The sequence below is a fragment of the Cytobacillus sp. FSL W8-0315 genome (genome assembly GCF_038002905.1).
Classification (GTDB): Bacteria; Bacillota; Bacilli; order Bacillales; family Cytobacillaceae; genus Cytobacillus; species Cytobacillus pseudoceanisediminis.
In genome coordinates, this window is sequence record NZ_JBBOOC010000001.1 from 630,001 (window position 1) to 656,359 (window position 26,359).

25 protein-coding genes and 2 tRNA genes (1 of these 27 cut by a window edge) are annotated in these 26,359 nt (G+C 44.5%); 2 read left to right on the plus strand and 25 right to left on the minus strand.

The features are described from left to right. From dusB to spoIIE, 18 genes are all read right to left on the minus strand, one after another. Positions 1–924, minus strand: the 5' portion of a protein-coding gene (dusB, locus tag MKY20_RS03505; RefSeq protein WP_009336626.1) for a tRNA dihydrouridine synthase DusB. The gene continues 78 nt to the left of window position 1, outside the view; the window shows 924 of its 1,002 coding nt (coding positions 1–924); its start codon is at positions 922–924; its stop codon lies off the left edge, out of view. A 36-nt stretch (positions 925–960) separates the two neighbouring features. Continuing rightward, positions 961–1,176 carry a helix-turn-helix domain-containing protein gene (locus MKY20_RS03510; RefSeq protein ID WP_009336627.1) on the minus strand — a complete coding sequence of 72 codons (216 nt, stop codon included), beginning with the start codon at positions 1,174–1,176 and terminating at the stop codon, positions 961–963. Continuing rightward, on the minus strand, positions 1,128–1,655 hold the full coding sequence (folK, locus tag MKY20_RS03515; RefSeq protein ID WP_009336628.1) for a 2-amino-4-hydroxy-6-hydroxymethyldihydropteridine diphosphokinase: 528 nt from the start codon (positions 1,653–1,655) through the stop codon (positions 1,128–1,130). The genes MKY20_RS03510 and folK overlap by 49 nt, the downstream gene beginning before the upstream one ends. After that, positions 1,652–2,014 carry a dihydroneopterin aldolase gene (gene folB / locus MKY20_RS03520; protein WP_009336629.1) on the minus strand — a complete coding sequence of 121 codons (363 nt, stop codon included), beginning with the start codon at positions 2,012–2,014 and terminating at the stop codon, positions 1,652–1,654. The genes folK and folB overlap by 4 nt, the downstream gene beginning before the upstream one ends. Next, complete coding sequence (gene folP, locus MKY20_RS03525) at positions 2,007–2,843, minus strand: dihydropteroate synthase (RefSeq protein ID WP_009336630.1); 837 nt, start codon at positions 2,841–2,843, stop codon at positions 2,007–2,009. The genes folB and folP overlap by 8 nt, the downstream gene beginning before the upstream one ends. A gap of 11 nt (positions 2,844–2,854) precedes the next feature. Further along, a complete protein-coding gene (pabC, locus tag MKY20_RS03530; RefSeq protein ID WP_251175674.1) occupies positions 2,855–3,712 on the minus strand; it encodes an aminodeoxychorismate lyase in 858 nt (285 codons plus the stop codon). A 2-nt stretch (positions 3,713–3,714) separates the two neighbouring features. After that, a complete protein-coding gene (pabA, locus tag MKY20_RS03535; protein WP_009336632.1) occupies positions 3,715–4,308 on the minus strand; it encodes an aminodeoxychorismate/anthranilate synthase component II in 594 nt (197 codons plus the stop codon). Then, complete coding sequence (gene pabB, locus MKY20_RS03540; RefSeq protein ID WP_251175675.1) at positions 4,305–5,720, minus strand: aminodeoxychorismate synthase, component I; 1,416 nt, start codon at positions 5,718–5,720, stop codon at positions 4,305–4,307. The genes pabA and pabB overlap by 4 nt, the downstream gene beginning before the upstream one ends. Positions 5,721–6,155: 435 nt before the next feature. After that, positions 6,156–7,085 (minus strand): cysteine synthase A, encoded by a 930-nt coding sequence (cysK, locus tag MKY20_RS03545; RefSeq protein WP_009336634.1) that lies wholly within the window; start codon positions 7,083–7,085, stop codon positions 6,156–6,158. Between the two features lie 194 nt (positions 7,086–7,279). Beyond that, positions 7,280–8,146, minus strand: coding sequence for a peptidyl-prolyl cis-trans isomerase (locus MKY20_RS03550; RefSeq protein WP_009336635.1), 867 nt, complete (start codon positions 8,144–8,146; stop codon positions 7,280–7,282). 210 nt (positions 8,147–8,356) lie between these two features. Continuing rightward, the gene (hslO, locus tag MKY20_RS03555; RefSeq protein ID WP_009336636.1) at positions 8,357–9,235 is read right to left on the minus strand and encodes an Hsp33 family molecular chaperone HslO; all 879 of its coding nucleotides are present in this window, start codon (positions 9,233–9,235) and stop codon (positions 8,357–8,359) included. Positions 9,236–9,452: 217 nt separating this feature from the next. Continuing rightward, a complete protein-coding gene (locus MKY20_RS03560; protein ID WP_026041723.1) occupies positions 9,453–10,232 on the minus strand; it encodes a type III pantothenate kinase in 780 nt (259 codons plus the stop codon). A gap of 413 nt (positions 10,233–10,645) precedes the next feature. Beyond that, the gene (ftsH, locus tag MKY20_RS03565; protein WP_009336638.1) at positions 10,646–12,637 is read right to left on the minus strand and encodes an ATP-dependent zinc metalloprotease FtsH; all 1,992 of its coding nucleotides are present in this window, start codon (positions 12,635–12,637) and stop codon (positions 10,646–10,648) included. Between the two features lie 143 nt (positions 12,638–12,780). Beyond that, positions 12,781–13,326, minus strand: coding sequence for a hypoxanthine phosphoribosyltransferase (gene hpt / locus MKY20_RS03570; protein WP_175609168.1), 546 nt, complete (start codon positions 13,324–13,326; stop codon positions 12,781–12,783). Positions 13,327–13,349: 23 nt separating this feature from the next. After that, positions 13,350–14,738 (minus strand): tRNA lysidine(34) synthetase TilS, encoded by a 1,389-nt coding sequence (tilS, locus tag MKY20_RS03575; RefSeq protein ID WP_251267414.1) that lies wholly within the window; start codon positions 14,736–14,738, stop codon positions 13,350–13,352. A 211-nt stretch (positions 14,739–14,949) separates the two neighbouring features. After that, complete coding sequence (locus MKY20_RS03580) at positions 14,950–15,927, minus strand: serine/threonine protein kinase (protein WP_251267419.1); 978 nt, start codon at positions 15,925–15,927, stop codon at positions 14,950–14,952. Then, on the minus strand, positions 15,896–16,633 hold the full coding sequence (locus tag MKY20_RS03585; RefSeq protein ID WP_206845852.1) for a VWA domain-containing protein: 738 nt from the start codon (positions 16,631–16,633) through the stop codon (positions 15,896–15,898). Before MKY20_RS03585 ends, MKY20_RS03580 begins: the two co-directional genes overlap by 32 nt. A gap of 271 nt (positions 16,634–16,904) precedes the next feature. Further along, entirely contained in the window at positions 16,905–19,385 is a 2,481-nt protein-coding gene (gene spoIIE / locus MKY20_RS03590) for a stage II sporulation protein E (protein ID WP_251267415.1), read from the minus strand. A gap of 356 nt (positions 19,386–19,741) precedes the next feature. On the opposite strand from spoIIE, the gene MKY20_RS03595 reads away from it, so the two are divergent. After that, positions 19,742–19,815 (plus strand) — tRNA-Met (locus MKY20_RS03595). Between the two features lie 61 nt (positions 19,816–19,876). Beyond that, a tRNA-Glu gene (locus tag MKY20_RS03600) sits at positions 19,877–19,948 on the plus strand. A gap of 314 nt (positions 19,949–20,262) precedes the next feature. On the opposite strand, the gene MKY20_RS03605 is transcribed toward MKY20_RS03600, so the two are convergent. The 7 genes from MKY20_RS03605 to MKY20_RS03635 all read right to left on the minus strand — a co-directional run bounded on the left by MKY20_RS03605 (position 20,263) and on the right by MKY20_RS03635 (position 25,960). After that, positions 20,263–20,718, minus strand: coding sequence for a S1 domain-containing RNA-binding protein (locus MKY20_RS03605; protein WP_019382054.1), 456 nt, complete (start codon positions 20,716–20,718; stop codon positions 20,263–20,265). Positions 20,719–20,990: 272 nt separating this feature from the next. Further along, on the minus strand, positions 20,991–21,401 hold the full coding sequence (locus MKY20_RS03610) for an FtsB family cell division protein (RefSeq protein WP_019382053.1): 411 nt from the start codon (positions 21,399–21,401) through the stop codon (positions 20,991–20,993). Between the two features lie 15 nt (positions 21,402–21,416). Continuing rightward, positions 21,417–22,049, minus strand: a complete 633-nt coding sequence (yabQ, locus tag MKY20_RS03615) for a spore cortex biosynthesis protein YabQ (protein WP_071157151.1) — start codon at positions 22,047–22,049, stop codon at positions 21,417–21,419. Continuing rightward, entirely contained in the window at positions 22,046–22,348 is a 303-nt protein-coding gene (gene yabP / locus MKY20_RS03620; protein ID WP_009336651.1) for a sporulation protein YabP, read from the minus strand. The genes yabQ and yabP overlap by 4 nt, the downstream gene beginning before the upstream one ends. 257 nt (positions 22,349–22,605) lie before the next feature. Then, complete coding sequence (locus tag MKY20_RS03625; protein ID WP_009336652.1) at positions 22,606–22,872, minus strand: RNA-binding S4 domain-containing protein; 267 nt, start codon at positions 22,870–22,872, stop codon at positions 22,606–22,608. Positions 22,873–22,889: 17 nt separating this feature from the next. Continuing rightward, positions 22,890–24,344, minus strand: coding sequence for a nucleoside triphosphate pyrophosphohydrolase (gene mazG / locus MKY20_RS03630; RefSeq protein WP_019382051.1), 1,455 nt, complete (start codon positions 24,342–24,344; stop codon positions 22,890–22,892). Between the two features lie 8 nt (positions 24,345–24,352). Beyond that, positions 24,353–25,960 carry a putative polysaccharide biosynthesis protein gene (locus tag MKY20_RS03635; protein WP_251265046.1) on the minus strand — a complete coding sequence of 536 codons (1,608 nt, stop codon included), beginning with the start codon at positions 25,958–25,960 and terminating at the stop codon, positions 24,353–24,355. Between the last annotated feature and the right edge of the window lie 399 nt (positions 25,961–26,359).

A 26,359-nucleotide genomic window follows, 5' to 3' on the forward strand; every position in this document is an offset into this window, starting at 1 on the left:
TCTCGTATCACATTCGTTGACCGCATTGCGGACTTTCGCATTGCCGCGGATACCTTTAAGGTACCACGCTGTATGCTTTCTCATTTCACGGACAGCGATAAATTCACCTTTTAATGAAATCAGGCGGTCGAGGTGAAGAATGCACACATCAATCTTCTCGCGTATAGAAGGCTCACCCATTAATTCACCTGTCTCAAGGTATTTGACTGTGCGGTAAATCATCCATGGGTTTCCTAGTGCAGCACGCCCGATCATGACACCGTCACAGCCTGTTTCGTCCAGCATGCGCTTGGCATCCTCCGGTGTCTGCACATCACCATTTCCGATAAGCGGAATGTTAATGCTCTGCTTCACTTCGCGGATGATATCCCAGTTTGCTTTCCCTTCATACATTTGGACACGCGTACGTCCATGAAGGGCTACAGCTTTACCGCCTGCGCGTTCAACAGCTTGAGCGTTTCTTACAGCATAAATGTGATCTTCATCCCAGCCCATGCGCATTTTCACAGTAACAGGCTTTTCAACAGCGTCCGTTACAACCGAAACCATTTCATAAATTTTATCCGGGTCAAGGAGCCACTTGGCACCTGCATCACATTTGGTGATTTTAGGGACAGGGCATCCCATGTTAATGTCGATGATATCTGCATTTGTATTTTTATCTACAAATTTCGCCGCTTCTACAAGCGTTTCTTTTTCGCCTCCGAAAATTTGCAGGCTTAGCGGCTTTTCTCTTTCATCAATATAGAGCATGTTCATGGTTTTTTCGTTTTTAGTGACAATCCCTTTGTCGCTGACCATCTCAGCACATACGAGACCGGCACCGAATTCTTTTACAGTCAGACGGAAAGCCGAGTTGCACACTCCGGCCATCGGAGCCAGTACAACACGGTTTTTCAGATCGATATCTCCAATTTTGAACATGATTGCACCTCCTTTTAAATCATTCAAACGTATATATTATTCGTGCTCCTGCCTGGGAGCCAATTCTTCCTGTGTTATGTTAAGCGCCAGTGCAATCTGCTCAATTAAAGCCGGTGCAGGCATGCGGTTTCCTCTTTCAATTTCACCTAATATCGAAACCGATACACCGAGCTCTCTCGCAAATCCTTCTTGCGTAAATCCTTTTAACTTTCGAAAAGCGCGAATACGTCTTCCCCATTTTTCTGCTTCCATATCCGTACTCCCTCTCTGTCAGGTATATCTTCCAGTATTGAAATTAAGGGCCTCTCCATCTTCGGAAGCCTGATGCTGGAATCAACCTCTAAAAGAGGAACAAGGACAAATGCTCTTTCATGCATCCGAGGATGAGGAACAATAAGCTTCTCTGTTTCAATATTTTCGTGATTATACAGCAAAATGTCAAGGTCTATTGTCCGGGGGCCCCAATGGATTTCCCTTTTTCTCCCAAGTTTTAATTCTATATCAAGGCATGCATCCAGCAATTTAAAGGGATTTAATCCTGTAGAAATTTGGATCGCCATATTTAAGAATTGTTCTTGATCTTCATACCCAACCGGGTCGGTTTCGTAAATAGATGAAGTATTTACCACTTGGGTATCCGGAAGCTGATCAATCAGCTCAATGGCTTCCTTCAAGTGTTCAAACCGGCTGCCGATGTTTGAGCCGAGTGCAATAAAAGCGGTATTCTTCATGATCTGCCTCTCGTAATTTCAACAGCAACTGATTGATAGTGGCCAGGAATGGGCGGATCAGGCTTGATTACTTTGACAGTCAGCTGCAGAATCAGCGGAAAACGCGAAAGAAGTTCTGCCGCCAGCTTTTCTGCTACAGCTTCAACCAGCTTATAAGGCTTTCCTTCCACAACCTCTTTGCAGACTGCATACAGCTCGCCATAGTTAATGGAGTCATCAAGATTATCTGTCTCCCCGGCTTTTTTCAGATCTGCTTCCACGGTAAGGTCCACAGCAAAGCGCTGGCCAAGCCTCGTTTCTTCCTGAAAAACACCGTGGTAGCCATAAAACTCCATTCGGTTTACATAGATTTTATCCATTGTATTCACCTTTTCCCATTAAAGCGTCCATCATTTTAGCCATTCGGCTCATTTCCTTTACATCATGGATGCGGATCATCTGACATCCTTTTTGGATGCCGTAGCAAACTGTGGCCCCTGTTCCTTCCGTTCTTTCTTCTACCGGAAGGTCCAGGATGGTTCCGATCATCCGCTTTTTCGATGTTCCAAGCAGCACGGGATACCCAACGGCAACAAGCTTGTCCAAATCTCTCATCATTTGCAGGTTATAATTTAAGTCTTTGGCAAAACCGATGCCCGGGTCAAGGATAATCTTCTCGTCCTTAACACCGGCTGACTTTACAAGCGTGATGCTTTCATACAGATCATTCAGGACATCACGGAAAAATGAAGTGTATTCCATATCTTTGCGGTTATGCATTAAGATAATCGGCGCTTCCGTTTCCGCCGCGACGGAAGCCATCTGAGGATCCGCTTTGGCACCCCAGACATCATTGATAATATGAGCCCCGGCTCCAATGGCCTGCCTGGCGACTTCAGCTTTATAGGTATCAATTGATATTGGAACATCTACTTCCTTTGATATCGCCTCAATGACAGGAAGAACACGCTTCAGCTCTTCGTCTTCAGGCACCGGATCAAATCCCGGACGGGTTGATTCTCCCCCGACATCAATAATATCCGCTCCATTTTCAACCATTGCCAGAGCATGCTTGACTGCCAGATCCTGATGACTGTATTTGCCTCCATCCGAGAAGGAGTCTGGCGTTGCATTCAAAATCCCCATTACAATGGTTTTCTTTCCGTAATCCAACGTATACGGTCCACACTGAATTGTTGTTTTAGACATTATGAATCCTCCTACAGTTCATTCCTGCTCCATAAGTATTCACAGTGGTATTCATAGTGAATCTGGAGCTCTCTTGTTTTCTTGCCGGAAAGCCCTGGCATGGGATGGCCATCAAACATGCAAATCGGTACAATTTCCTGAATGGAGTTCGTTATAAAAACTTCATCTGCCCCAACTATAGCTTCCGGCCTATACATGCCTTCCTGGACATTCATCCCCAGTTTCTCTGCAAGCCTCATCACAAATCTTCGGGTAATGCCGTTAAGTATGCCAGTATCAAGCGAGGGCGTAAATAAATGGCCTCCATTAATCCAGAATAGATTCGAAGTGACCCCTTCGGCCAAAAAGCCTTCCTTTGTCAAAAATAACCCTTCTATGCCAGGGTCGTTTCCCGCTTCTTTTTTAGCCAGAATGTTATTTAAATAATGATGGGACTTCAGGCGTTCTGCCCCTTCGGGTGTATTGCGGGGAATCTTCAGCAGCACTGCCTGCTTTTCTGCGCCCGTATTCCTTGAAGAAAGCGGTTTGCAGAAAAGAATCGTATTCGGGTTTGTGTACGGAGCTGCCTGAAGGCCAATCTCCCCGTTTCCCGCTGACACATTCATCCGGATATAGGCATTCTTATAACCGTTTCTTTCAAGCAGCATCTCCAGCGCTCCAAGCACTTGTTCTCTTTTATAACTCGCATTGATATTCAGAACTTCCAGACTCCAATTCAGCCGTTCCAGATGATCATCCAGCAAAAAGGGATGACCATTATAGACACGGAATGTTTCGAACAGCCCCATACCATATAAAAAACCATGATCAAAAGGAGAAACCCTGGCCTCCTCTTTTCTGATAACTTCACCATTCATGTATATAAACAAGGTTAAATCCCCTCTGTCTGCAGTAAAGCTTTGTAATGCTGAATAAAATTCTGAAGGAGTTCCTTTCCGGCCGTCGTCATAATCGATTCCGGATGGAATTGGACACCTTCCAAAGGGAGCTCCTTATGGCGAATGGCCATAATTTCCCCTTCAGCTGTCCAGGCCGAGACCTCAAGGCAAGCTGGCAGAGTCTCCTTTTTTACAATCAGCGAATGGTAGCGGGTGGCAGGAAACGGATTGGGCAAGCCCTTAAAAATTGTTTTCCCATCATGAAAAATTTCGGAGGTTTTTCCATGCATGAGCCGCTCGGCCTGCACAACATCACCACCGAATACTTGAGCAATCGATTGATGTCCCAGACAAACGCCAAAAACAGGGATTTTGCCTGCAAAAGCTTCAATAGCTTTCAGACTGATGCCGGCTTCATTCGGGCTGCACGGCCCCGGAGAGATCATTAGGAACTTCGGCTGCAAACTGCCTATTTCAGAAATAGAGGTTTCATCGTTTCTTTTTACAACCAGCTCTTCGCCTAATTCACCGAGATACTGTACGAGATTATACGTAAAAGAGTCGTAATTATCGATCATATAAATCATAGCTGATCCCCTTTTGCCTGTTCTGCAAGTTCTTTTGCTTTCCAAAGAGCAATTGCTTTTTTCAGCGACTCTTTGTATTCATTTTTAGGATTGGAATCAATAACAATGCCGGCACCAGCCTGCACATGGGCCTGTCCTTCTTTAACAAGCATGGTCCGGATGATAATATTCAGTTCCAGGTCGCCGCTGAAATTGATCCAGCCAAGAGAGCCGGTGTATGGGCCCCTTGTGACCGGTTCAAGTTCTTCAATGATTTCCATGGTCCTTACCTTTGGCGCTCCTGTAATGGTCCCTCCCGGAAATACAGCGTCGATGATATCAACAGCATTCTTCCCGTCTGCCAGCTCTCCTTTTACATTGGAGACAATATGCATCACATGTGAGTATTTTTCAATGACCATGAACTCATCCACTGTAACGGTACCATATTTGCAGACTCTTCCAAGGTCATTTCGCTCCAGATCGACCAGCATCACGTGCTCTGCGCGCTCTTTCTCATTTTCAATCAGTTCACTGGCGAGTTTGAGGTCCTCCTCATGGTCCTTCCCGCGGGATCTTGTCCCGGCAATCGGCCGCGTGCTGACGGTGTTTCCTTTTTTCTTAATCAGCAGTTCCGGGGATCCGCTTACAAGCTGGTATCCCGGAGTGTGAAAATACCCCATGTACGGAGAAGGGTTTAACACTCTCAGCTGCTCGTATACCTCCATTGCCTGAATATGAATTGGGCGGCTTTGGCGTACCGAGAGATTTACCTGAAAGACATCTCCCTGTGAAATATACTCCTGAATACTCCTGACGGCAGCCATGAATTCTTCTTCATTCATGGATACACCCAGTGTATTTTCAGCCTGATTGTATTCCGCTTTCGCAGAAGGCTCCTCACTTTCATTCTTCCATCTCTGCTCCCAATTCTCTGCCCATTCCCCAATCGAGTGCTCTTCCCCTTTTTCGTATAAGAAAATCAGCCAGAGCTCTTTGGTTTCATGGTCAAAGACAAAGCATTCTTTATAAATAAAAAAATGAATATCAGGTATCTGCAGATCATCTTGAGCCTCATTTGGAAGCTTTTCGATATAACGCGCGTAATCATAGCTGATAAACCCTATTGCTCCTCCCTGAAAGTCAGGAAGTTCATCGAGCTTATCTGCTTTATATTGATTAAGCCATTCCTGCATCAAATGAAGGGGGTTGCCTTCCAGCACCTGTTTTTCGCCGTCTCTCAAAATTTCAAGTTCTGAATTTTTGCCTGTTAAAATAGCTTCCGGCTCAAAGGCTGCGATACTGTACCTGCCGCCACGTCCGCTTTCGAGCAGAACATGATGCGCCAATCCCTCCGACAGCGAGCGGTATTGGCGGAAAAACCGATTATATGTATAAGGTATTTTTTTGGCATGGATGTGAAGCTGCTTCAATGATTGTCACCCCTATATATTTCTCTTTTTTCATCATACATGATGTAGGGCATGCTTTCATAATTTTTATTATACGAAACAAAAGCGGAAGCGCCTTGCCCGCGAAAGATGGCAGACTAAGAACGCCCACGTCCTGTGGCAACGTCTGCATAACCCGCATCCTCCAAAAAGCTGTCGATGTTTATGCTGACGAAGCCTTCCTTGTCCTGCGGGCCTCAGGCATAAGACGATTCCTGTAAGAAGGTTCTTTTTTCTGAAAGGAAATGGTTTAGACCTGAGAGTCCCCAGGAGCCGAAACTAGACAAGCTTGTGACCTCGAGGGGGTAGGCGCTGGAGCTAGATGCAGACACTCTGCCACAGAGTTATTTACATCGTTCAATTTTGCAGTCGCCCCATACAAAAAAACAGCGGTCATTGGAGACCGCTGTCATATCATTATTCAGCTTCAAATTGGTATAAAGGAGTACTTAAATAACGCTCGCCGTTACTTGGGATAATCGCCAGAACTTTTTTCCCTTTTCCAAGCTCTTTGGCAACTTTTAGGGCCGCACTGATCGCCGCACCAGAGGAAATGCCTCCTAGGATTCCTTCTTCCTTGGCCGCGCGGCGGGCATATTCAAATGCCTCATCGTTTGTAATTTGAATCACTTCATCATAAATCTTTGTATCCAGGGTATCCGGAACAAATCCTGCTCCAATGCCCTGGATTTTATGAGGACCCGGCTTTCCGCCTGATAGTACAGGAGAATCGGTTGGTTCAACTGCGTAAATTTTGATGTTTTTATATTTTTCTTTAAGCACTTGGCCGGCACCTGTAATCGTTCCGCCTGTACCGATTCCGGATATGAATGCATCCAGCTGGTCGCCCATCTGCTCTGTAATTTCAGGTCCTGTTGTTAAACGGTGAATTTCAGGGTTCGCAGGGTTTTCAAACTGCTGAGGCACGAAATAGCCATTTTCCTTTGCCAGTTCCTGCGCCTTGCGGATCGCACCGCCCATTCCTTCCGGTCCAGGTGTGAGTACAAGGTCGGCCCCGTAAGCACGAAGTAAATTTCGGCGCTCCATACTCATCGTCTCCGGCATGACAAGAACCGCTTTATAGCCTTTTGCTGCTGCAATCATCGCTAATCCGATTCCTGTATTTCCACTTGTCGGTTCAATAATGGTATCACCTGGTTTAAGGCTTCCATCTTTCTCTGCGGCAGTGATCATTGCCAGGGCAATACGGTCTTTTACGCTGCTTCCAGGATTCATGTACTCCAATTTCAGATAAACATCTGCACTATTATCATCAACTAAACGGTTTAGTTTCACAATTGGCGTCTGGCCAACAAGGTCTGCAATCGAATTTGCTACACGTACCATTTCCCCACTCCTCATTTCCGACTATTTTTATTGGTTTAATACAAATTTACCAATTCCCAATGGGAATGTCAATGAATTTGATTGCTATTTAAAAGAAAATTCATACTTTTGTCATTATATTTAAACTACCCACTTTTATACATGATACTCAATGTATACAGAAAAAAACACGGAAATCACTCCGTGCTTTTTATTTACTGCTCACCGTAAAACCACTCGACCTCTGCTTCTTTCCAAAAGGGCTTTGCAGAGACAGGAACATCCATCTGCTCAAGAGCGATCTGGCGGCGAATCATGCTCTTCACTTCTTTAAAGGAATAATTTTCTCCCTTTAAATGCTCATGGAGCATTACAACGGCATATCCATTTTCCGTTTTAATCGGCTTGGTCCACTTGCCGGGCTTAAGGGTTTTAACCTGTTCAAAGACTTCTGCCGGTATATGTTCATCATCTTCACTGACATACCCTGCATTCCCCCCCAGGCTGGCGGTAAATTCATCGATCGACCGTTCCATCGCAAGCACAGAGAAGCTCGAGCCTTCATCCAGCTCCTTCAATGTCTGTTCCGCTTCTTCTTTTGTTTTAACGATAATCTGAGAGATGTGATAAGTGTCCGGAACTTGGAACTGACTGCTGTTTTGCTCATAGTAGCTTTTCATTTCTTCTTCAGAGACGGAGACATCGGCAGTCAGCAGTTCTTCAAGAATAAGGTTATTTTTGATTTGCCTGCGCCACTTGTCTTCGCTCATCTCATCGGTGAAATTGCCGCCGTACATGGTCTTGACCATTTTCAGTTCAAGATCTACAGCCTTTTCAGAGACCTTCACCCCGTATTTTTCCCCTGCTTCTTCAATGACCTTCTGATCAATTAATTCACTTAATGTGCTTTTTCCGTATTTTGTTTCCATCTCACTCATCCATTCCTGGCGAGTGATTTTATCTCCCCCGACTTTTGCTACTGCTTCCCCGCTGCCATCGCCTTTAAATAGCAAAAAGGCCAATGTGATTAGGTTCAGCAGCACCAAACCGGCAATAATCATAAAAAGCTGTCTCTTTTCCAAGTGCTCCTCCCCCTAAGAAAAGCGCAAGCGCCTTGCACATCCCCCGACACCTCGAGGGGGCAGGCGCTGGAGCTAGACAATTCTCGAAGTTCAAAGATATGAATTTTAATAATACAATTAGCCCAAGAGCCGCGCTATCCGAACCTCAGCGGCCTTACTTTCAGGAGCCTAAAAGATGCAGGCAGACAGACGCTTTAGCAATTTCAATTATTACTTTACTTCGTTCTTTAATTCTTCGAGTTCTTCTTTAGTGTAGTGGTATTTCTCGTTGCAGAAATGGCAGGATGCTTCTGCCTGGCCATCTTCATCGATCATCTGCTGAATTTCCTCTTCACCCAGACTTATAATCGCATTGGCAAAACGCTCTTTTGAACATGTACAAGTAAAGGAGACAGGAAGCTTTTCAAGGAACTTCACATTGTCTTTGCCAAGGATTGTTTCCAGTAGCTCTTCAGGCGTTAATCCCTGCTGAATTAATTTGGATACAGGCGGAATTTCTTTCAGTCTGTTCTCAATTAATGTAATCGTCTCTTCATCAGTTCCCGGCATAAGCTGCAGAATGAATCCCCCAGCAGCAAGAATGGAATTGTCAGGATTAACAAGAACACCCACTCCGACGGAAGAAGGCACCTGTTCAGAAGTAACAAAGTAATATGTGAAATCATCTCCAAGTTCTCCAGAAATCAGCGGAACCTGTCCTGTGAAGTGCTCTCTCATTCCAATATCCTTCACGACAGTCAGCGTCCCTTCAGTGCCGACCGCGCGGCGCACGTCAAGCTTGCCCTGCTCATTAAGATCGAAGTGCGTCTGCGGGTTTGTTACATAGCCGCGCACCTCTCCCTTAGCATTGCTGTCTACAAGGATGGCGCCAATTGGACCGCCGCCTTCGATTTTGATAGTCAGCTTGTTATCGCCCTTCAGCATGGCGCCCATCATGACGCCCGCCGTCATGGATCTTCCTAATGCGGCTGAAGCGGTTGGCCATGTATAATGCCTGCGCTGGCCCTCTCCAACTGTTTCGGTAGTGCGAGATGCATAGGCACGGACTTGTCCATCATATGCAAGTGCTTTTACTAAATAATCGCTCATTTTTTTCTCCTTTCTACGAAAAGCGGAAGCGCCTTGCCCACCCCCGACAAGCACAAGCCGAGCCTCGCCGAAAGACGTTCTTAGCCTTTGGGGAGGATTGGCTTGTGACCTAGAGGGGGTAGGCGCTGGAGCTAGACAATTTTCGAGTTCAAAAAGTTTACATTTACTTATCTTCCAGAAAACCGCTTATAATGTCAGCGGCTTTTTAAGCTACGTCCTATTTTTTTATGGTTTCCATATTTCGTTTATAAATAATCTGCAAACCCTTTAAAGTTAAAAATGGATCCACGACATCAATGATATCCGATTCCTGCGCAATTAAACCTGCGAGACCCCCAGTGGCAATGACAGTAGGTTTTTGCGATGCCTGATCTTTCATTCTTTTTACTATACCTTCAACCTGGCCAACATAACCATATAAAATCCCAGCCTGCATGGCAGATACAGTATTCTTCCCGACAATATGATCAGGACGGGCAATTTCTATTCTTGGAAGCTTGGCGGCACGTGAGTAAAGAGCCTCGGTCGAGATTCCAATTCCCGGGGCAATTGCGCCACCCATATATTGCTTATTTTCATTGATATAGCAATAGGTAGTGGCTGTTCCAAAATCGACAATGACTAACGGGCTTCCATATTCATGAATGGCTGCTATTGCATTGACGATGCGGTCTGCACCTACTTCTCTCGGATTTTCATATTTGATGTTTAAGCCTGTTTTGATTCCAGGACCCACGACAAGGGGCTTAACATGGAAGTATTTCTGGCACATTCTTTCAAGCGAAAACATGATTGGAGGCACTACAGAGGAAATGATAATGCCATCTATATCTGAAAAGGAAAGATTCACATGCTCAAACAGAGACTTCACAATCATTCCGTATTCATCTTCTGTTTTATTCCGGTTGGTTTCAATTCGCCAATGATGCTTTAATTCATCTTGATCATAGACACCCAGAACGATATTCGTATTTCCTACGTCGAAAACAAAGATCAACATTCTCACCACTTTATGATTATTGACTTTTTATCATAAATAGTTGTTACTTATATTTTGCCCGTTGAATTCAGCACGGGGCACTTGCTTTTCGCGGGGAAAAATGAAGCCTTCGGGGTCTTCCACTTCTCTCCCGCAGGACATTGAGTAAGACTCCTTGAATTAGCACCGCACAAAGAAAATGCGGAAGCATTTTCGAGGATCAAGCACCCTCCGCTGCAATCAACTCAGCAAATTAAAACAAGTTTGCAGTTGAGAGCAACAACCTTTACGAAAATAGCCTTATCTGATATTTTTTTTACACTGAAAACATCATATCACAACTGTTATTGTTTCGTGTAATCGGAAATTCCAACTGGTCTGGCAATTGATATTTTTCCCGCAAAAAAAAGCGCCCCTAGAGGCGCTTTTGGTTATTTGTCTTTGCGTTCTTCGTCGATGGCAGGAGGCACGTCAGCTTCTGCAGGGCTTGAGCCTTCCCTTGTTTCAGGAATTTCGCCTGTTTCAGCAGGATCTTCTTTCTTGATGCTGATGTTCACTTTCACATCTTCATCAGTTGAAATAGAAGTCACTGAACGGTCAGGCAGTCTGCCATGATCTGATAAATGCTTGATTTGTTCCGCATCAAGCGTTTCGACTTCAAGCAATGTATTTGCAATCAGATTTAGCTTATCTCGGTTTTCTGTGAGGAGCTTTCTTGCTCTTTCATAAGATTCCTTGATAATGCGCTGGATTTCAAGATCAATTTCATAGGCGATTGCATCTGAATAGTTTTGTTCATTATGGAAGTCACGTCCAAGGAAGACCTGGCCGCCCTGAGACTGTCCAAATTGCAATGGTCCAAGCTTATCGCTCATTCCAAATTCGGTTACCATGCGGCGGGCAATGCCTGTCGCACGCTGGAAGTCATTATGGGCACCTGTACTCACTTCGCCGAACACGATTTCCTCTGCAACACGTCCGCCAAGCAAGCCGACAATTTTGTCGAGAAGCTCTGGTTTCGTCTGGAAGTAGCGGTCTTCTTTCGGAAGCATCACTGCGTATCCGCCAGCCTGGCCGCGCGGCACGATTGTCACTTTATGAACCATTTCAGCTTCATCAAGCACTAAACCGATGACTGTATGACCGGCTTCATGGAAAGCAACGATGTTTCTTTCCTTTTGGGAAATAACACGGCTTTTCTTAGCTGGTCCTGCAATAACGCGGTCTGTTGCTTCATCGATATCTTCCATATCGACTTTTTTCTTATTGCGGCGGGCCGCTACAAGCGCTGCTTCATTCAATAGATTTTCAAGGTCTGCACCTGAAAATCCAGGTGTACGCATCGCAATGCTCTTTAAGTTAACCGACTCATCTAAAGGCTTGTTGCGGGCATGTACCTTAAGCACTGCTTCACGGCCTTTGACATCTGGGCGGTCAACTGTAATCTGTCGGTCAAAACGTCCCGGACGCAATAATGCCGGGTCAAGGATATCCGGACGGTTTGTGGCAGCAATGATGATAATTCCTTCATTTGCTCCAAATCCATCCATTTCAACTAGAAGCTGGTTAAGGGTCTGCTCGCGTTCATCGTGTCCGCCGCCTAGGCCGGCACCACGCTGGCGCCCTACAGCATCAATTTCATCGATAAATATAATACATGGCGCGTTCTTTTTCGCATTTTCGAATAAGTCACGGACACGGGAAGCACCCACACCTACGAACATTTCAACGAAATCAGAACCGCTTATGGAGAAGAACGGAACGCCCGCTTCACCGGCTGCCGCCCGTGCAAGCAAGGTTTTACCTGTTCCTGGAGGTCCTACAAGAAGAACCCCTTTGGGAATTCTTGCTCCCAATTCAGCAAATTTGCGCGGGTCTTTAAGGAACTCAACGACCTCAACTAGCTCCTGCTTTTCTTCATCGGCGCCTGCAACATCTTTAAAGCGCACTTTCTTTTTGCTTTCATCATAAAGCTTGGCTTTGCTTTTGCCGAAGTTCATCACACGGCTTCCTCCGCCCTGCGCCTGGTTCAGCAGGAAGAAGAATAGTATGAAGATGATGATGAAAGGAATGATTGACGTAAAGAATGTCACCCATCCGCTTGTTTCCTTAGCCGGCATGACTTCTACATCTGAAGACTGGGCTAATTGATCCACACGGTCAAGGATATTATCATTGTTCATGATATAAGTCAGGAAGTATTTGCCCTCCTCATATCCTTCAAGCTGACCCCGTACTTCAAATACACCTCTCTCAGGCTGAAGGGAAATGGACGTAATGTCGCCGCTTTCCAAGTGATCAACAAATTTATTATAAGAGATGTGCTCCGTTGGTTCATTGTTGCCGTTAAAGAAGCTGACAACTCCAATAATGACTAAAAATATTAATAAATAAAAGATGGTATTCCGGAAGATCCGATTCATCCCTTACCTCCTCCCACGGTAAACAAACTATAGTGTATAGTATCATAGAAAATCGTGCCAATACAAGGAATTAGACTTCTTAAAACCGGGTGATTCTTGTTTCAGTAAAGGGCTTTAATGCAAGATCAATGCTTAGGATTTCCTTAATCGTTGTTGCTGTATACTTCCGGCTTCAGGACTCCAATATATGGAAGATTGCGGTATTTTTCCGCGTAATCCAGGCCGTAGCCGACTACGAATTCATCAGGAACAATAAATCCTACATAATCAGCTTTGATATCAGCCTTTCTTCCTGTTGGCTTGTCAAGCAGTGTTACAATCTTAATGCTTTTCGCTTTTCTGTAGCGGAACAGCTCAACAAGATAGCTGAGTGTCAAGCCGCTGTCGATGATATCCTCAATAATCAGAATATCTCTGCCTTCCACAGAAGTATCAAGATCTTTCAGAATTTTCACTTCTCCTGAAGAAACCATTGAATTCCCATAGCTTGAAACATCCATGAAGTCCATCTCAAGATATGTATCCACACGCTTTAAAAGGTCGCTCATAAAAGGCATTGCTCCTTTTAACACCCCAATGGCAAGCGGGAATCGGTCCTGGTATTCTTCAGTGAGTTCAGCAGCAAGGGATTTAATCTTATCCTGCAGCTCCTCTTCCGAAATCAGTACTTTTTCAATATCATTTTTCATCATTTATTGTGCCCCCTAGAAGATCATTGCTTTATGTATTTTAAAATAATATAGCTGATACAAGATTGCTGCTGCCTATCATCATGTGATTTCTTCAAACCAGGCACCCACAGGATCCTGCCTTGTGCATCTGTCACAATTGGCCATGTTTTCCGATCATGCAGCGGTACTTTATGATCGATGAAAATGTCCTTTATCTTTCGGGACCCTTGCATTCCTTTAAGCGTCATGCGGTCTCCCTTTTCCCTAGTCCTGATAATGATTGGAAAAGAAACACTCTCCCTGTCTAATACCAGGGTATCATTGTTTAGAATTCCATCAGAACAGTCAGCATATTCAAGGATAATCGATCCGCTGTTTGGGAGTTTAATGCATGCAGGTTCGAAGATTTCATATCGATAGGATTGTACAGGTTCCTTCGGGAATAAGAAGTGGCATTGCCGGTAGGAGCGTACAATATGTAAACCGCCTGGAAAATCTAGATTTCCCGATGGATGAGGACTTTTCATTAAGGAAAAAATGCTCTCAATATGAGATGCCGATAACGATGCCGGCCTTTCCTTATAAAGATAGTTTAATATTAGTTGAATCCCTCTCCTTTGTAAAGGCATTGGCATTGCCTCGAAAGCATCGATATCCATACTAATTTCCTCATTGGCCTTCTTTTTCATTACTGTATTCATTTTGTGGACCGTTAATTCCTGCAGATATGCTTCATCACTTTGCAAATCTTCACTGAATCTTTGAAAATGCTCATGCACCTGAGGGTTTTCTTTTCTCAGGAATGGGAGCACTTCCTGTCTGAATCGGTTGCGGCTGTATATGCCTTTTTCATTGCTTGGATCCCGCCGGGGGTTCAGGCGTTCCTTCAGGCAGTAGTCTTCGATTTCGGCTCTATTCAAGCACAGGAAAGGGCGGATGATAAAATAATCGCCAAATGGACGCTTGAAAGGAATTCCTGCTCTTGCGCTGCCGGTGCTTCCCCTTGTGAGCCGCATTAATATGGTTTCAACCTGGTCATCGCCATGATGTCCCAGCGCTATGTACTCTGCCCCATATTTCTTGGCGGTTCTTTGATAGAAGCTGTAGCGGCAATCCCTTGCAGCTGTCTGGGAACTCTTCCCGGACTTCTCCATATACTCCGGTACATCCGCTCTTTCCATTTCAAATGGAATGGCTTTCTTTCTGCAGTAATCCTTCACAAACATGGCGTCCTGAAAAGATTCCTCGCCTCTGAACATATGATCGACATGAGCGGCGATTAGTTCTATTTGAAGCTGCTGTCTCTGGTTCCAAAAATAATGAAGCAGGGCGATTGAATCCGGTCCTCCCGATACACCAACTACTATTTTCTTATTATTTAAATCCAGTCCCTTTTTCTTAAGGAAAGCACTCACTTTCTCTTGGAGCATAGGCTTCTTCCTTATCCGATAGAAATATATTTATCGCTGACAATCAGAGAAAAAAATCATCCTCTATATTGAAGTTTCACTTTATACTACCCCTGCAAAGGGCAGCGTAATCCTTCATATAGAAAAGCATATCATTTTTAAAGGGTAAATATCAAAAGGGATTAAGCTTACTATACGAATCAGAGAGAAGAAAGTTTCATTTTTCTCAAATTTAAAGCAGCTGCCCATAAATATATAAGAAATAAAGAAGCGTCACGATAAGGGTAATCAGCAGAGTTTCAAAGATGCTCCCTTTCTGTTTTTTCTGCCTGTACACTTGCCTGCTGGCAGGCTGAGGACCGGCTTTTTGTCCGGCGTTCCTGTTTCCCGTGCTCCTTTGCACAGGATTTGAACGAGTGAGCTGGAGCATATCATTTCTCATTTCACCAGCCGAGCTATATTGGCCTTGCAGGGCATTTAGAATAACATCTTCGTATTTCAGCAGCTCTTTCTTTTGGCGGACCATCATTTTGAGCTGTTTGAGGTCACCTGTTGTCTTGGCAAACCTTTTTGGGTATGCTGTATTGATTATAATCATGGCTGCAGCAAAGAGATCGTAGGCCGGGTCAGCCTTTCTGGTCCCCAATCCCCAATAGCCGCGATCATAAAACTCGGTAAATTCTTTTATCGCCCTGCCTTGAATGGTGGTTCCACCCACATCTATGGTGCGTATTTTTGAAGGAGGGCCTGTTACGATCAAATTATCCGGCTTTAAATCACCGAAAACCCAGCCCGCTTTATGCAAGGAATCAAGATCGTTCAGCAGCTGTACGATTAAAACACCGGTCCAGGATGATCCTTTTTGCTGGATAAATGTCAGTAAATCAGGGCCCTGTATATATTCCATTACATAGAACGAAATTTTTCCGCTTCTCCTATCCCAATCATCCACATCAAGCAAAGAAGGCCCGAGGGCAGAGCCTTGGACCTTTGCAAAGGATTTAAGGACGTTCACTTCAGACGTGATGGACATCCCGTTATCACTCATTTTCAAAGCAACCTGCTGATTTTGGTTTTTAGCGAGATAAACAATCCCATTCGCACCATACCCTAATTCCTTTATAATGGTATATCGGTTTCGGTGCCACTTTCCTTCAATTACAGTACCAGGGTTTACTTTACACTGACTCTTCAAAGAATGATTCATCATCACGGGAAAGCAGACTCCTTAATGAACGTTTTTTCTTGAAATGGTTTAAGGCCTCATGAATAGCCGGACCTGTAGGCGTAATTCCTCCTGTTGTCAATTTCGAGAAAATGCTGGTCAGCGATTCAAGATTTGGCGTCCAATCCAGCAGTTTTTCGACATCTTTCTTTTTCCCGGGAAATACGAATACGGAAAATCGGTTATCACCAGATCGTGCATTAAGGCTTAGAGAAAGATCCAGCAAGGCTTCCTTAACGGTTGGAAGCTTATGTTTCATGCTTGCACTGGTATCCACGAGAACCAGCACTTCAAGTTCGACTGTCTCACCCAGTTCATCCACAACCTCCATCACCTCGCCGCGCTGATCAGGCGGAAGGTCCTCCATTGTTTTGGAACCGCCGAGGATCTGCTGAAGCTCCTTGTTCACAACTCCCTGAAGGGTCTGGGTCATGGCTTTTCTCGTCACCATCTGTACCGTCTGGGACAGCTGCTGAGAGTAGACAACCTGACTGACACCGCCTCCTGACATCGCGATTCCTTCAATTTCATTCATTCCCTGCTCATCAATGACATCCTGCTCCATGACTCCGATGACATTCACAGTTATTCCCTGCTCCTTGGCCAAGGCCGCCATGGCAACGGGATCCTCACCCTGATTTGAACAGCCATCCGTTATCAGTAAAATTTGCTTCAATGTTCCTGTTTTCATTTGAATCTCCCCTCCACATTTGAGTTGTTAGCATTTTCGACTGAAAGAAGGGGATTTATACCTAAGAAATGCGGAAGCACCTTGTTCACCCCCGCTAAGCATAAGACGAACTCTGCAAGAAGGTGCTCTTTCCTTCTGGAAGGGATTGGCAAGTCTTTCGTCCCTGGGAGCCGCAGCTTGATAAGCTTGTGACCTCGAGGGGGCAGGTGCTGAGCTGGACAATTATCTAATTTAGAGACCTTATTGAGTTATTAAGCAATGAGCATATTAATCAGTTGGCCTTTTGGCGGATGGCATGTACGGGAATGCTGGTCCATTTCGGAGTATTGTGTTTGACCTTTGACACAACTACCGTCATATCATCTTCAATATTCCCGGATCTTGACCTGATTACCTCTTCCATAATTAAATCGGCCACTTCTTGAGGGTCGTCCGTCTTCAACTCGGATACCTTGCGCTTCATCCACAAATCAAAGTTCTCGACATGCTTCGGCCCTTCAAAAACGCCATCACTCATCATGATCAGCAAATCTCCCGCTTTAAGCTGCTCACTGACCACATCTACATCAAATTCCTGAATGATTCCCATCGGGAGATTGCTGGCCTGAATTTTTATTACCTTATGGCCTCTCTTTACAAAGCTTGGAGTTGATCCAATTTTCAAAAATTTCGCGTCGGCATTCTGCAGATCAATCATAGCCAAATCCAAGGTGGAGAAAATTTCGTCTGTTGTCCTTAAAGAAAGAACGGAATTGACTGATTTAATGGCGACCTGCTCTTCAATGCCCGATTGAAGAATTTTCTGCAGGAGCTGAAGTGTTTCCTGGCTTTCCGCATGAGCCCGTTCCCCATTGCCCATTCCATCACTGATGGCAATCGCAAACTTTCCGCAGCCCAGTTCGATAGTGGAATAGCTGTCCCCTGATACTAAACCGCCGTCCTTCGCAGCATGTGCAACGCCCGTTTCAACCACGAATGCCTTGGCTGACCGGAATGTGACATGGCAGTATCCATTTGGGAACGCGGCGCATTCCTCTGAATTTACTAATATCGTTTCTCCCAAAATATCAGATAGCATTGGTGCAATTAGCTTTTCGCATTCCCCATGCCCCTGGCAATATGGGATGGTCATATCAATGTCGACATTTCCCTGCTCCAGGCTGTAAATTTCCACCTGCTCGATATGAATGCCAAACTCCTGAAGTGCTTCAAGAATCTGTTCTTCCTGCTTATGATGATTTTCCCGCTCTCGCTGGATTTCTTTCGCAAAATCCCCCATTACCTCCGAAACACCCATCAGCTGATCAGCTACCAGCCTTCTGCTTTCCTGAACCTGCTTCTTCAGCTTTTGGTTCGCCTTAAAATAAGTCAGCTCCTGCTGTACAGCTTCAGTCACTTTTTTCGATCTTGTGCAGTACTTTTCCCAATCCCTCGCAAGCTTTGGAGAAAGAGCACCTTCATTGTTGTCCACATCGTGCATAATATCCATCATATAGTCATAGGTTGTATTAAAGTTCTTTGACCAGCAATGATCTTTCTTAAAGCAGGTCTGGCATGTTTTTTCCGTTACATTGCTTAAGAAATAATCCACTTCCCTATCACCGTCTTCCTCCCATTCAGATGGCTCATTATGAGAGGAGAAGCTTTTGGAAAGGGCTTGGAAGACGCTTGAGAACTGGGCAACACGCTGTGCTGTCACATCGCGCATTTTTCTCATATAATGCTGCTGCTCAGCGGCATATTCAGGCGTCCCCGGGATGTGCTTGGCCAATTTCATCGTTAAAGCCTGCGGAGTTAATAAAAATAAGAGAATCGCTGCGCCTGTTTCATACAGAGTTTTCATGAGATTTCCGCTTCCTTCTCCATACATGCCCATCAGGAGTGTTGCAATCAGAAGGCCGAATGCCACACCGAACTTCCTGCCTTCTTTTAAAAGACCGCCTAATAGACCCGCGAAGGCCAGCAGACTCATATGATAAAAGCTCGATATATTCGCAAGGGAGAAGATCAGACCGGTTACCACCCCTACTGTAGAACCGACGGTGGCTCCTGCTACAAAAGCAAAGAGCAGGACAAGATAGCGAGACATAATATGCTCGACCGAAAGATCATAGACCGTCCAGCCGATCGTTCCCGTCATGACAGATGCCAGCATAATGATCAGGCAGACAATTTCTTCGGTTTTCAGTGATTGTCTGCGTTTATTTATCGAAAGCAGCGGCAGACCCTGCAGGAAAATCAGCGTTAGAATGAAACCAAGGCCTGATTCAATGCCGGTCATCATTCCATCATATAAAGTCAGCTGGCCCTTCGTAATGAAAGCCTCCAGGAGCTTGCCTCCTAAAAGAGTGAAGAACACGAAAAAAGGCAGTGCCCTGATTTCATTATGCAGCCATTTTTTCGAGACCCGGAAGGCAAATAAAAAGATGAAGGTTATTCCAAAAGCAGATACAGCATTGGAGATGGACAATGTGGCAGCGCCTGCCATTAATCCCACTAGGGCCAGGGGCGCCTTATCCCTTCGTATGAAATAAACCGCTGCAAAAAACGGAAGGCTAAATGGGGTAAGCTTCGCCAATATCAAGGCTCTTCCAAGCAAAAAGCCAATGATCAGCAGAACATAGCCTTTTTTCAGAAAGAAATTCTCCAACCCCGAGTGGAGTTTTTTTAAGCCTTTGGCAAAATCCAGTTTCGGTTTGTTGAAGGGCACTTCCCCGATCGGCTCCATTACATTCCTTTCTACCTTTTCCATTAAACTACACTCCCCATATTTTTATCGTTGCTGACAATTATAAAATCCAGCGCTCCAGAAGTTTGTCAAAATAGCGGACAAGCCCCGGCTTTTCGTTCGACGGTTTTCCACTATATATGGGGATAGATAACAAGATTTAAAATTGGTCTTTCTGAAGTTCCGCTTGGTTCTGACAAAAAAAGTAAACAAACCCTTGGAACGACAGCTTTCCGCGGAAAGAGAAGCTTGGAAGAAATTGACGAAGAGGCAAGGGAAATTTACGACATATTTCTTTAAATATCTTATTGACTTCCTTTTTAAAAATTTGTATTATAAATCTTGTGCTTCAGAGCACATCTATAAATCTATAAAAATATGGCGGTGTAGCTCAGCTGGCTAGAGCGTACGGTTCATACCCGTGAGGTCGGGGGTTCGATCCCCTCCGCCGCTATCTGAAATATTCGAGGTTTGAGCTTAAACCACTCAAGCTCCTCAAAATTCAATATTATCCTGGCCCGTTGGTCAAGCGGTTAAGACACCGCCCTTTCACGGCGGTAACACGGGTTCGAATCCCGTACGGGTCATTTCAAAAGAGCGTCAGCCTTAGGCTGGCGTTTTTTTGATGGTTTTGGATGAATTTTTCTTCTTTCAGAACAGCAGTTACCTAGTAATTGATGAACCTTTTTTAATTGCTTTCCAGTTATCGGTCACTTTGTCATGTTTAGCGGTCAGATTTTCAATAAATCGGTTACTTTTCCGGATTATCGGTCACTTCGCGCTGCATTAAGATTTCACTATTAATAAGTTTCCATCAGAAATTACTTCATTAAACAGCACAAAAAAACAAGCCCAATCGGACTTGTTTTCCATCCTGCTATATAGATCAATCAGCAGCAAGTTATCCTCGTTTAGCGCCTCTTCCTCCGCGTTTGGATTCAGTATGGCGTTTTAGCGATGACAGACGATCTTCGCTGTCCTTTAGGAAACGAGCCATTTTGGCTTCAAAGTTTTCTTTAGGGCGATGGTCGTTTGATCGGTTTTGGCGAGGTCGGCCAGAGTTTGAATTAGGTCTGAATTCTTTTCTGTCGCCTCTTTCAGGTCTTTCAGAACGCTCAGGCCGGTCTTTTGCCTTTTTGATGGATAATCCAATCTTGCCGTCCTTTTCGACATTAATGACTTTCACTTCAACCATATCACCCACTTTGAGGTGCTCATTAATATCTTTTACATACTTGTCAGCGACTTCACTTATGTGCACCAGACCCGTTGAGCCTTCCGGCAGCTCCACAAATGCTCCGAATTTTGTAATGCCTGTGACCTTTCCTTTTAACTTGCTGCCTACTTCGATTGACATTAAAAAAATTGCCTCCTTGAAAGATATAAAGTGAAACTTCCATCAGGTGCTGCAAAATACATCCTCAGCTCAGTCCAGCTGTACAGAATTATATTTTCATACATATTCACTGATGGGGAGTTGAACTTACCGGACCTTAACAGACAGTTCCCTTTTTACTAACTTCATTAGGTTTAACTTACTTTAAACGAAGGGGTACTGCCTGTTAATCTGCGATAAATCAAACTTACTATATATTATACAGAAACCAAAAAAAGAGTGTCAATATAGCGTCAATCGGCCTTTTTTTCCTTTTTCTTTTCTTTTTCCGTCTCTTCTTCAGGGAGGTTAAAAATGATTTCGTTATTGTCGGATAGGAAGTAATCTTTGCGGGCAAGCTTCGCGATATACTCATCATCATTCAGCTTAACAATTTCTTCTTCGAGCATGACTTCCTTTTTCTTAAGGTCAGAAAGCTCCTGGTCCAGCCGGGTTTTCTCTTCCACTTTTTCTTCCAGAGCAGCAGACTGCGAAACGAGTGTGGAAATCATAAAAAATGAAACGACGGCTGCCAGTGTGAAAAATGCCGCTAATCTGCGAAATAATAGCTTTTTCTTACGGCCCGCACTGATCTCTGCTGCTTCCTGCTGTTTAACATAGCTGGTTTCCATTTTGGCTACATTTTTCTTCTTGGTGGCACTCACTTCCGCACTCCCTCCTTACTCTTTAGGTTTCTTCCACTTTGCAATCCATTTTAAAACATAATTCTTTATCAGCTGTAAATATCCTGCCAATTTATTATATAACTTCTCGACTGTTTTTTTAATCTTTTTCGGCAATAACTTCCACAAAAGTGACAAAATCCATTTGACAGGCAGAAAAACCACTTTCAAGATGAACCAAAAGACTCGAAGTATGACTTTTAAAAGGGAATAAAGTCCTTTTCCAAGCATAACGGCTATCGCAATTAACGCCATAATAAGACCCTGGATGGGCTTATAGATGAGCAAAGTAATGGTCTTCACGAAAAAGCGGTATATGGAGATCGCCATCCGGATGGATATCTCCAATACCCGCAGATACATTTTCTTAAATAAACTTTGATAAGCGGCAAAACCGCACAGCAAAGCAATGAAAATATAAAACCTTAACTCGCCTTGATTCACCAGAAATAAAATATAGAAGATTGCCAGGCCCTGGACGAGCCAAAAAAGAATATCATTAATAAATACAAGCCAGCTTTTCCGCCTGGTTCTTTGCAGGAAACGATTATACGTATCAAGGGCAGCCCCAAATACACTTCCCATGCCGATCATTGCCAGCATGGTCACAAATTGAGTGGTCAGTGTCATCGGAACAACTTGCTAAAGAAGCCTTTAGCTTTATCTCCATTCTGATCGTCAATATAAACAAGGTCAAATACCTTCCCCTTGATGGAAACAATTCCCTTGTCCACATCCAGATTCTTCATCTGCAGGTTCTGCCCTCTAATCGCCAGGAAACCCATCACCGTCTCCAGCAAAAATTCTTCATTATCAAAGCTTTCGACCTGTTTAACGCCAGTAATATCGAGCAGTCTTCTGCCTCTCATAATGACATCGTGTTCCTGAGTATTGGTTTTGTTTGAACTTGACTCATAATATTGACTCATTATTCATCCCCCGCAATCAGCATAGTACAACCTTTTTGTACATGTTTATGAAAAGGGGAATTAAAATAGAACAAGCCAATAGGAAAAGCGGAGGCGCTGCTGAATTTGAAAAATGATACGGATGAAATTACGCTAAATCAAGATTTAACGGCCAATATGAAGATTATATCGGCCTAAAACGGGAATTTAACGGCCAACAACGCTCTTTTATCGGCTGAAACCGATAGTTTAACGGCCAATCTCCATAGGAGCAGGCCTTATGCTTCCGATTCAACCTTCTCTTCTTTAACAATCGAGTACATTTCCGCCGCTTCTTCCTTGCGGGTCGTTTCCTGCAGGCGCTCCACTTTGACCGTTACCAGCTTCTGCCCGAAGCGGATTTGAAGTTCATCGCCCACTTTAACGGTTGAGCTCGCTTTGGCCTGCTGTCCATTTATGGAGATCCTTCCCTGATCGGAGACTTCTTTTGCCAGTGTTCTTCTTTTTATAAGCCTTGATACTTTTAAGAATTTATCTAATCTCATCTATTGCCACTCCTCTATTAGTAACCTTTGGATTTTGCCTCATTCCAGAATTCATCGAGCTGCTCGAGTGTAAAGTCTTCAAATTTACTGCCGCTCATCATTACCCGTTCTTCCACAAAAGTAAAACGGCGGATGAATTTTTCATTGGTTTTTCTCGCAGCTTCTTCGGCATCAATTTTATAGAAACGCGCAATATTTACAAGCGCAAACAGGATATCGCCAAATTCCGCCTCCATCTCTGGGCTTAAGTTCACGGCTTCCTTCTCGAATTCGGCAATCTCTTCTTTTACCTTCTCCCAGGCAGGCTCAACTTCCTTCCAGTCAAAACCGACTTTTGCTGCTTTTTTCTGAATTTCAGCCGCTCTCATTAAGTTCGGGAATGATTTCGGGACAGTATCCATCATGGATTCCTGCTTTTCACCCTTTTCTTCCTGCTTAATGCTCTGCCAATTTTTAAGCACCTCTTCTTCATTTTCTGCCTGTACATCACCAAAGACATGAGGATGACGGCGGACCATTTTTTCAGAAAGTCCTTCGATCACATCATCGATGGTAAAATAACCTTCGTCTTCGCCAATCTGTGCATGCAGCATCACCTGGAGAAGGACATCTCCCAGTTCTTCAGTCATATGCTCGCTATCTTCATTATCGATTGCTTCAATCAGCTCATAGGCTTCTTCAATTAAATATTTCTTCAATGATTCATGAGTTTGCTTTTTATCCCATGGGCATCCGTTTGGCCCCCGCAGTTCCGCAATAATGCTCCGCAGTTTTGAAAAATCTTTATAGAGGACTGCATCATTTTTTACAGGAGGCACATATACAGAAGTTAAGTTATTCAGTTCCATATTATGATCCAGTTCATGCAGCTGTACTTGTTTAATAACCTCATCCTTGCTGCCGGCAGCTGTTACAATATAAACTGCGTAATCGTAAGGCAGCTTTTCCATCAGTGTCAGCTTGACGTCGCTCGCAACAAACTGGTCATAAACCTGTCCAATGATGACGTGCTGGGCCACCTGGATCTCATCTCTGTTTAAATCGGTTCCATCCAGAAGCTGAAATCCTTCGATCGGATCAATTTTCAAAGCCTGAAATAAAGGATCAAGGAAGCTTTGTCCTCCTTCGATCATAATCTCAATGCCTCTCTGCGGAGCACGCTCTATGAGAAGCTGCACCGTACGTTCCGCAACAAGCGGATGTCCTGGAACTCCATATGTAATCTCTTTGGCAAGGGCTTCTTCCAGGAGGAATTCACAAATTTCCTCATACACTTCTTCAAATTTCTCATGTTTTTCGTAGATATGATCAAAAGACTGATATGTCAGCCCTTCTTGTTCGAGATCCCGCAGAACCGGATGCTCCTTTGTCCGCAGGTACAAGACCTCTGCCTGTTTAAGTTTTCGATATACGCCAAAAGGAAGCTGATCCAAGTCTCCTGCTCCAAGCCCGAGAATGGTTATTTTTTTCATAAAGCGATTCATCTCCTAGTCTTTTTGGGAAGCAAGAACATGAGTTTGCTTCCAAGCGGAAGCAGAGCAAGCTCTTCCTCTTTAAAAGTATTGCCTTTAAATACGATATACAAATACGTTAAGGCCCCCAGCGCTACGCAGCTTAATGCCTGGAATCCGGCAAACATTCTGCCCGGATCCGGTATTGGCAGCATGGCTGTGGCCTGAAGATACAGCTGCAAAACAACCGACATCATCAAAGCAGCAAATCCGGCCACCAATAAAAAGCGCAGAGAAATCAATGATATCTTCAAATATAAACGAAGCTTTGCAATAAGAAAAATTAAGACGGCAGCAAGCGCCAGGCACGATGCGGCCGCTGCACCTGCTGTGCCGTAAGAAGGAACCAATAGGATGTTCAGGCCAAGTTTCACGGCAAATCCCATCAAAATAGCCGCTGCCGGGAAAAAGATAAATCCCAGTCCCTGCAGGATTCCTGTGATTGTGATGATCAGGCTGCTCAGCAAGATCAGCAGACTAAGAATCGCCAGGACATCCGATCCCGACGAGTTTTCAAACAGCATAATATTTGCAGGCGTTATGATATTCCATAGGCCAGCCGTTGCTGCAGCACCAACAAGAATGCCGATTTGAAGGGCAAGTCTGATTTTATTATGAAGAAATGCAGGATGATTTCTCATTTTTTCTTTGGAAATGAGCGGCACCAGCGACAGGGACATGGATGTTGCCACAACAATGCCCAGCTGGATAATCGGCTGTCCGCGGTCATACACACCTTTCAGCGCCTTCGCTTCCTCTCCTTCAATTCCGGATGTTAATAGAAGCGAGTATAAATTGAACGAATCTGCCAGCTGAATGAAAATAAGCACGAGACTGCTGATGCAGATGGCAAATCCCTGTATGATAATCGTTTTGGCCAGCTTGCCGCTTTGTCTAAAATCGATGGCAATGGCGGACGGCAGGTTTTTTCTTTCTTTTATATAAAAGAAGGTGATTAAAATCAGGATGGCAATAAGTCCGCCGGTTATGGCACCAAAAAGGGCCCCGCCTCCCACCATGTATAGAGAATTTCCTCCCTTAACAAGCAAATAAGCAGCGAACAGGATGGTAATGACTCTGACAAGCTGTTCTCCTACCTGGGAGACTGCGGTTGGAACCATATCTCCTGTGCCTTGAAAATATCCCCGGAACAGGGACAGAATCGGAAAAAGAAGAAACATGGCTGCCACCACTCTAAGTAATATCGCCAGCTGCGGATCGCCCATCCTGACAGCCAGCCATTCCGAACCCCAATACAGAATGGAGAACCCGATAAAACCTATTATGGACAGAACAAAGGCAGAAACGGCAAATAAGTTCTGAATATCCTTCTCTTTCTTTAGAGCGGCCTGCTCGGCATAAAGCTTTGAAATAATGACAGGAAATCCATATGTAGATAACACGATAATGATTCCATAGAATGGATAAACCTGCTGATATATATAAAACCCTACATCCCCAACGATATTTTGAAAGGGGACCCGGTAAACAGCACTCAAAATTTTTGTAATCAGGGCAGCGATCGTAAGGATAAACGCTCCTTTAAACAAATCGCCAGATGTCTGAACGGGCTTCAATTGCCCATCTCCTTCCAATTGAATTCGAAAGTATTATAGCACATTGGGGCTTTATGCGCGGATTTACCAGGATTGCACGCGTTGTTTTTCGGTTCTGCGCGGGTTTCGTATTTTTTCGGGCGGATATCCTTGGGTTGCGCGCGCTCACTATCCTTGTGCGCGGGAAATCTTTGTTTTCGCGCGTCAATTTTTCGGTTACGCGCGGGTTCGGGGTTCTTGTGCGCGAATTCCTCTGAATTGCGCGCGCGATCTGCTTTATGCGCGGAAGTACCTGTTTTATGCGCGCTCCTCGATTACGCGCCGGTCCAGGGCTTTTGTGTGTTGGCGCAACTCACTTACTTTCTGTGCTGAATACCCGGTTTACGTGCCCGCCATCCCCGAGCCCAAAGAAAAAAGGCA